The 6,036-nt window shown below is 69.1% G+C and carries 11 protein-coding genes; 5 read left to right on the forward strand and 6 right to left on the reverse strand.

What is annotated here, in order from left to right:
• Nucleotides 1-400: 400 nt before the first annotated feature.
• The 3 genes from ACFXAM_RS34660 to ACFXAM_RS34670 all read right to left on the reverse strand — a co-directional run bounded on the left by ACFXAM_RS34660 (nucleotide 401) and on the right by ACFXAM_RS34670 (nucleotide 1,379).
• Nucleotides 401-685 (reverse strand): hypothetical protein, encoded by a 285-nt coding sequence (locus ACFXAM_RS34660; RefSeq protein ID WP_380297396.1) that lies wholly within the window; start codon nucleotides 683-685, stop codon nucleotides 401-403.
• A 303-nt stretch (nucleotides 686-988) separates the two neighbouring features.
• On the reverse strand, nucleotides 989-1,177 hold the full coding sequence (locus tag ACFXAM_RS34665; RefSeq protein ID WP_380297397.1) for a hypothetical protein: 189 nt from the start codon (nucleotides 1,175-1,177) through the stop codon (nucleotides 989-991).
• Complete coding sequence (locus ACFXAM_RS34670; RefSeq protein WP_380297399.1) at nucleotides 1,170-1,379, reverse strand: hypothetical protein; 210 nt, start codon at nucleotides 1,377-1,379, stop codon at nucleotides 1,170-1,172. Before ACFXAM_RS34670 ends, ACFXAM_RS34665 begins: the two co-directional genes overlap by 8 nt.
• A gap of 215 nt (nucleotides 1,380-1,594) precedes the next feature.
• On the opposite strand from ACFXAM_RS34670, the gene ACFXAM_RS34675 reads away from it, so the two are divergent.
• From ACFXAM_RS34675 to ACFXAM_RS34685, 3 genes are all read left to right on the forward strand, one after another.
• Nucleotides 1,595-2,101 (forward strand): AAA family ATPase, encoded by a 507-nt coding sequence (locus ACFXAM_RS34675; protein ID WP_380297401.1) that lies wholly within the window; start codon nucleotides 1,595-1,597, stop codon nucleotides 2,099-2,101.
• A gap of 85 nt (nucleotides 2,102-2,186) precedes the next feature.
• On the forward strand, nucleotides 2,187-2,711 hold the full coding sequence (locus ACFXAM_RS34680) for an AAA family ATPase (RefSeq protein ID WP_380297403.1): 525 nt from the start codon (nucleotides 2,187-2,189) through the stop codon (nucleotides 2,709-2,711).
• Nucleotides 2,708-3,022 (forward strand): DUF6980 family protein, encoded by a 315-nt coding sequence (locus ACFXAM_RS34685; protein WP_380297405.1) that lies wholly within the window; start codon nucleotides 2,708-2,710, stop codon nucleotides 3,020-3,022. Before ACFXAM_RS34680 ends, ACFXAM_RS34685 begins: the two co-directional genes overlap by 4 nt.
• A 1-nt stretch (nucleotide 3,023) precedes the next feature.
• Here ACFXAM_RS34685 and ACFXAM_RS34690 read toward each other — a convergent pair whose 3' ends face one another.
• The 3 genes from ACFXAM_RS34690 to ACFXAM_RS34700 form a co-directional block, all read right to left on the reverse strand.
• Complete coding sequence (locus tag ACFXAM_RS34690) at nucleotides 3,024-3,530, reverse strand: DUF6624 domain-containing protein (protein ID WP_380297407.1); 507 nt, start codon at nucleotides 3,528-3,530, stop codon at nucleotides 3,024-3,026.
• 557 nt (nucleotides 3,531-4,087) lie between these two features.
• Complete coding sequence (locus tag ACFXAM_RS34695; RefSeq protein WP_380297409.1) at nucleotides 4,088-4,333, reverse strand: hypothetical protein; 246 nt, start codon at nucleotides 4,331-4,333, stop codon at nucleotides 4,088-4,090.
• On the reverse strand, nucleotides 4,330-4,560 hold the full coding sequence (locus ACFXAM_RS34700; RefSeq protein WP_380297411.1) for an ATP-binding protein: 231 nt from the start codon (nucleotides 4,558-4,560) through the stop codon (nucleotides 4,330-4,332). Before ACFXAM_RS34700 ends, ACFXAM_RS34695 begins: the two co-directional genes overlap by 4 nt.
• A gap of 322 nt (nucleotides 4,561-4,882) precedes the next feature.
• Between ACFXAM_RS34700 and ACFXAM_RS34705 the strand changes: the two genes are divergently transcribed.
• Together ACFXAM_RS34705 and ACFXAM_RS34710 are read left to right on the forward strand one after the other, a co-directional pair.
• Nucleotides 4,883-5,743, forward strand: a complete 861-nt coding sequence (locus ACFXAM_RS34705) for a helix-turn-helix domain-containing protein (RefSeq protein ID WP_380297413.1) — start codon at nucleotides 4,883-4,885, stop codon at nucleotides 5,741-5,743.
• The gene (locus tag ACFXAM_RS34710; RefSeq protein WP_380297415.1) at nucleotides 5,740-5,934 is read left to right on the forward strand and encodes a DUF397 domain-containing protein; all 195 of its coding nucleotides are present in this window, start codon (nucleotides 5,740-5,742) and stop codon (nucleotides 5,932-5,934) included. The genes ACFXAM_RS34705 and ACFXAM_RS34710 overlap by 4 nt, the downstream gene beginning before the upstream one ends.
• Nucleotides 5,935-6,036 lie beyond the last annotated feature (102 nt).

Here is a 6,036-nt window from a genome sequence, read left to right on the forward strand (position 1 = left end):
CGTTGACTTTTGGCACGCTGTTGAGTTCTCAAGGAACGGACGCTTCCTTCAGGCGGCTTTCACACCGGCCCTCCGGGCGCTTCGTTCTTTCGTGTCTCCAGCCTATCAGATGTTTTCCGCTCCGTTTTCCGGCGCTTCCTTCATCCAACTCGCTGGTGTCTTCTGCGGCTTGACGCCCCGTCCGACGTTTCAAACTCTAGCCGATCCCCGCTCCGAAAAGCGAATCCGGCCGCAATCCCCAAAAATGCACACGCCAAATAAACCCCGTGCCGGGGAGGCGTTGGCATTTCCAGGGGATTGGCCGCTCCGGGACCGTCCGCGCCGATGCGTGTCCGGTGCTCCCTGCCGAGCGACTAGAGAACACTACCCCCGTCCCGCAGTGGGGGCAAGTTGTCGCTGGTCACAGCTCCCCGGGGCCCGGCCGGGTGGTTCTGCGGTCGCGCCACAGCACGAGCAGGACACCACCGACGCCCACGAACAGTGCGGCGGCGGCTCCGGCCACGGGGAGCAGCGGGCTGCCACCTGAAGCGGGCAGGGCCTCCGCCGAATCGGCCGGCGCCGAGACCTGGGCGATCCTCGGCGCATCCGGGACCGGTTCCGGGAGTGTGCCGCACCCGGTGAGGCCCACCATCATCAGTACCGCGACCACTCCGGCGCACTTGATCCGCATGCGTGTTCGTTCCACGGTCCCCCACTCTCGTCGCCACCAGGCACCCTCGCCCCGCCCGACCAAGCCTTCCCACCACAGCGCCAGAACCGGACCGTCCGCACCCGGATTGCCCGATATTCACTTGTGCGTGTGACCCGCACCCCTCACACAATCCCCACCCAGTTCGAGCCCTGCGCACAAAGTCTCCCTCCCCCTCGGTCGAGTCGTCGCCACGGAAGCCCCCACGGGAGGAGCAGTGCCGAATCCCTGGCTCGTCGCCCTGATGTCCTACGGCACGGGGGGTGCAGCCCGGGGAGGCGTGGTTCCCCACAGCCTGAGTCAGGTGTCCGAGCTGAGGCCGCTCGTCAACCGTTCGCGCAGCCGGTGGGCGGCCGGGTCGGTGAAGCCGTCGAGCAGGGTCAGCGCCTCGTGGCAGTGCCGACGGGCAGCGTCCGGTTCCCCGGCGCTGTCCAGGGCGGCTGCGAGGTGGAGCAGGTCGTCGCGCCTGGCGTCGAGGGGGTCAGGCATCCGGGAGGTCCGCCTTCGCGGAGAGGAGGCCGGCCCGGTAGGCGGCGGTCAGGTCTCGGCCGATGACGGCGATGTCGCCGTTGTCGAGCTCCCAGATGTCGGGGCAGCCGTCCCGGCCACCGGTGGTGCCCAGCTCCGTCGGCGGCTTGCCGAGGCGACGGGCCGGAGCGGCGTCGGGGTCGGCCTGCCACGGCTGGCTCATCGTGTCCCCCGAGGGTCGGGCGAGTAGTCGGCCACTCACCGTACGGTGGTACCTGATTCGTCGTCAATCACGGTCTGTAGCACGGGAGGGGCGGCGCTTCGGTGAAGTCCGGGTGACCTCCCGTAGACCTTTCGGTGCGTCGCTGCGAGGCTGGCCGGATGACGCGATCCGAACCTCGACCGGGAGCCGCCCGCGCGGCGGCCACGTTCTTTCTGATGGTCGGCCTGCCGGGGGCCGGGAAGACCACGCTGGCGCGGCAACTGGCCGTGGAGCACGGTGCGCTGCGCCTGACGACCGACGACTGGATGATTCCCCTGTTCGACCAGGTGGAGGTGGACGGGAAGCGCGACGTGCTGGAGGGGCGGATGCTCTGGCTCGCCCTGGAGGCGGTCAGGCTGGGTACCAGTGTCGTCGCGGACTACGGCTGCTGGTCACGGGACGAACGGTCCGCGATCCGCTGGTTGGTGGAGGCCGAGAACGCGTGCTTCCGGATGATCTACCTGCCGGTGGACGACGAGACCCAACGCACCCGTATCGCCCGTCGCTGGGCGACCACCCCCGAGGAGACGCTGCCGCTGTCGGAGGCCGACATCCTGTACGGGCGGGCCAATTTCGAGGTGCCCGACGCGGCGGAGCTGGAGGGCCTCGGGGCCGGCGGCCCGCCGCCCGGCTGGGCGGGCTGGCGGGAGTGGGCCGCCCACCGGTGGCCGTCGTTCGCGTGACCGCCGCGGTCGACGACGCGCGACGAGGCCGGTGGTGATGGCGGGTGAAGCGGTCCCGCCCGGGCGGGCGTGGGAGGGTGGGTCCGTGTTGATCGCGATGGCCGGCGTGCCCGGTGCGGGGAAGAGTTCGGTCGCCGAGGGGTTGGGTCGGACGCTGGGTGCCCCGGTGGTGTCGGTGGATCCGATCGAGGCGGCGATGTGGCGGGCCGGGGTGGATCGCGGGCAGCCGACCGGGCTCGCCGCGTACGTCGTGGCCGAGGCCGTGGCCGACGGTGTGCTCGCCCTGGGGCAGACGGTGATCGTCGATGCCGTCAACGCGGTGGAGGAGGCGCGGGCGCAGTGGCGGGCGCTGGCGTCCCGGCGTGGGGTGCCGCTGGTGTTCATCGAGGTGGTGTGTTCGGATGCGGCGGCGCATCGCCAACGGCTGGAGGGCCGGTCGCGGGGGATCGACGGCTTCGAGGAGCCGACGTGGGAGGTGGTGGAGCGGCGGCGGGAGGAGTTTGCCCCGTGGGCCGACGAGCGGTTGGTGCTGGACAGCGTGGGAGATCTGTCGCAGAACATTGCGGCGGCGTTGGGGTTCCTGCTGAACGTCGGGGAGCCGAGGCCGTGACCGACCACTGCTGCGAGACGATGACGCGCCAGGCGAACCGGCACTGCGACCAGCACGACGACCCCTTCGACTGCGCGGACGCCGTGGTTCGCCTCAGAGCCAGGTTTCAGGAGTACGGGCTGATCGTCCACGACGGCGGCACGTCGGTCATCGAGATCGGCTTCTGCCCTTGGTGCGGGCGGCCCCTTCCCGAATCCCAGCGGGACCGCTGGTTCGAGGAGCTGGAGCGTCGCGGGATCGACCCGTGGGACGACGAGGTCCCTGCGGAGTTCGAGGACGGGCGCCGGCTCACCTCGCCGGGTCAGGAGTGACTCAGGCGATCGGGAACTGGGCGATGTACTCGGCGAACGGTGGGATTCCGACCTCTGCGCGGCGCTCGTCCAGGCGCTCGGGCTCCACGCAGGGCCACGGGACGGGCGAGCCGTTCTGCACGCCGGCGATCTGGGTGCCGTAGATCTGTTTGCGCCCTTCGTTCACCAGCGTGCGATCCCGCAGGAAGGCGTGATCGCGTGGGCCGGCGGCGCCGGTGGCCACGGCCTGCTCCATCAGCCGCAGCGCGCGCCGCTGGACGTCGAGCTGCCGGTCGGCGTGCTGCGCGATCAGCCACGCGGCCCGGGCCGCGTCCTCGCCGACCAGGTCGGCGGTCGGCCAGCCGTGCGCGTCCATGATCTCGCTGAGGCGGTCCGCGTGCTGCGCGGTCACCCGGCGCCACTCCAACTGCTCCGCCGGGTCATCACTGTTCGCCTTGGGCGCGGCCTGGTGGTCCGCCGCGGCCATCAGGTTGAGCTCCGCAGCGACTGCGGCCAGGTCGGATGCCATCCCTACTCCAGGTCAGATGGAAGGTCCTGCTGGTCATCCGCAACTTTAGGTCTGCCAATCGCGACAAGATCTCCTCCCGGAGGACGGTGACAGGAACGTCCGGAGATCGGGATACTTGATCCATCCACCCCTTGACGTGATGTGTCGGGGTCCACATTCCACGCTGCGGGCAGATCGCTGTCGCAGAAGACACAGACGAAGTCGCCCTCGCGCACGATGTTGTGCTGCCGGCGGTCAGGGCACCGCCGGAACACCAGCTCGTGGGGGAAGCCGACCTCGCCGGCACAGGCCACGTGCTCGCTTCGTCGCGGCGCCAGCCGGGCTCGTCGGCGGGGTGGGGGGTGTGGTCGTCGAACCGGGTGATGCGGAGGGTCGCGATGACGCCGAGGAAGAGGGTGGCGAAAGCGAGCGCGAGGAGGACGGTGAGGGCGGCGCCGACCAGGAGGCCGGCGCCGCTGAGACTCATCGGCGGGCCCCGATGACCCGGTGGCCGAGGCGGGCGGCGAGGTGGGCGACGGTGGTCCGCTCGACGTACGTGGTGGCGTTGAGGAGGGGGATCACGACTCCCACGGCCGGTCACCCCTCTCGCGGAGGACGTGGAGGAGGTTGAGGAGGGTGGCGAGGGAGGTGTCCCCGAAGGAGATGAGGAGGCGGCCGTCGATGGTGGTGCCGCTCACGGCGGCCGAGCCCCACTGGATGCCGAACGGCTTGCCGCGCTGGTGGAGTTCGCGGAGGAGGGCGGTGACCTCGGGCTCGGTGTACGTGCGGAGGTAGGTGTCGCTGGGGGTGATGGGGCCGTTCACGCGGCGGCGTCCAGCTCGAACCAGATGACCTTGCCGGTCTTGGTGGGGGTGGTGCCGAAGCGGTGGGTGAGGGCCTGGACGAGGTGGAGGCCCCGGCCGGAGAGGGCGTAGGGGTCGGCGGGCGTTCGGGGCTCGGGGAGGAGGTCGGGGTGCCAGCCGGCGGTGTGGAGGATGGAGCGGAGCTCGGCGCGGACGGTGGAGCAGTCGGGCGGGTTGAAGGCACGCATGAGGGACCTCCGGATGGGGGTTGTGCAGAGGGGTTCGTCGTCGATCGGTCGACGGAGGCGTCGCCGTGAGCCAGGCCAGGGCGGGACTGGTGGTGCCGCACGTGGCTGCTCTGCGGTGCAAATGGGCAGCATGCGCCTACTGCCCTGAGAAACAGGCGTTACTGACGATCCATCGGATCGACATGACACCGACCATAGCGCATCCGAGCTTAAGGTTAATCTGGATCGGCGAAGGATCCCCCTCAAGTGGGAAGCTCGCCCAAAATGGCCTCTGCTGCGCACGACACGGCACACTGACGTCGGCACCATCAGAGAGGACGCCATGGCCAATCGGCAGAACCCAACTCTTCGCCAGCGCCGCCTCGGCGCCGAGCTACGAAGGATTCGAGAGCAGGCCGGCCTCGGCGGCAACCAGCTCGCCGGCCTGCTCGGGGTGACCCCTGCCCTGGTGACTCAGATGGAGAACGGGAAGTCCGCCGTCAGCGAGGAACGCCTGCGCGCGATCGCGGCGGCCTGCATGCGCGCTGACGATCCGCTGATTGACGCGCTTGCCGGGATGACCGGAGAGCAGGACCCACGCTGGTGGGAGGCGTATCGGCAGGATCTCCCAAAGGTCCCGATTGATGTAGCGGAGATCGAAGGTCACGCGAAGAGGATCACCACCTTCACCATCGCCTTCATCCCGGGGCTACTTCAGACGGACGCCTATGCCGCCGCCGTGTTCGCGAATGGCTACCCAACGCTCCTCGATCATGAGGTAGATCTCAGGGTTGAATTTCGACGACGAAGGCAGCGGATCGTCCGGTCCGGCGAGACCCCCTACTTGGGAATCATCCACGAAGCAGCACTGCATATCCGGTACGGTGGCCCCACCGTGCTCCACGAGCAACTTGAAGCGCTCATCAGCGACTCTGAGCTTCCTGGCGTCTCCCTGCGCGTCATCCCGTTCGACACGCCCAACTTCCCAGGGCCGAGCGAGAACCTGACCTACGCCGAGGGGCCGGTACGGGAGTTGGACACAGTCCAGGCTGACTCGTCCCACGGCTCCCACATCTTCGACACCCCGGCCCAGCTCGCGGGATATCGCGCGATCCTTGAACGCCTCAAGGCCGCCTCCCTTGCCGAGAACGAGTCGCGAGACTACATCCGCTCTATCATCAAGGGAAATGAACAACAGGCATGACTAAGTTCGATTGGCAGAAGTCCAGCTACTGCGCAGCGAACAACAACTGTGTCGAGGTACGCATCACCAACGGGGTGATCGAAATCCGTGAGTCCGACGACGGCCACATCATCGTCCGCACCTCCCCCGCCGGGTTCGCAGCGCTCCTCCGCTGTGCCAAGGCCGGCGGGGTCGACCACTTCGCCGGCTGACACCACGGCCGCCCGGGCGCGGCGTTGCGAGGGCCGGCGCTCGACCGATCCCCTGAGAGGGGGGGCGGGCACCCCAACCCCGATTTCGGACCCCACAGAGCC

Origin of the sequence: Kitasatospora sp. NPDC059462 (assembly GCF_042749955.1) — a bacterium.
Taxonomy (GTDB): domain Bacteria; phylum Actinomycetota; class Actinomycetes; order Streptomycetales; family Streptomycetaceae; genus Kitasatospora.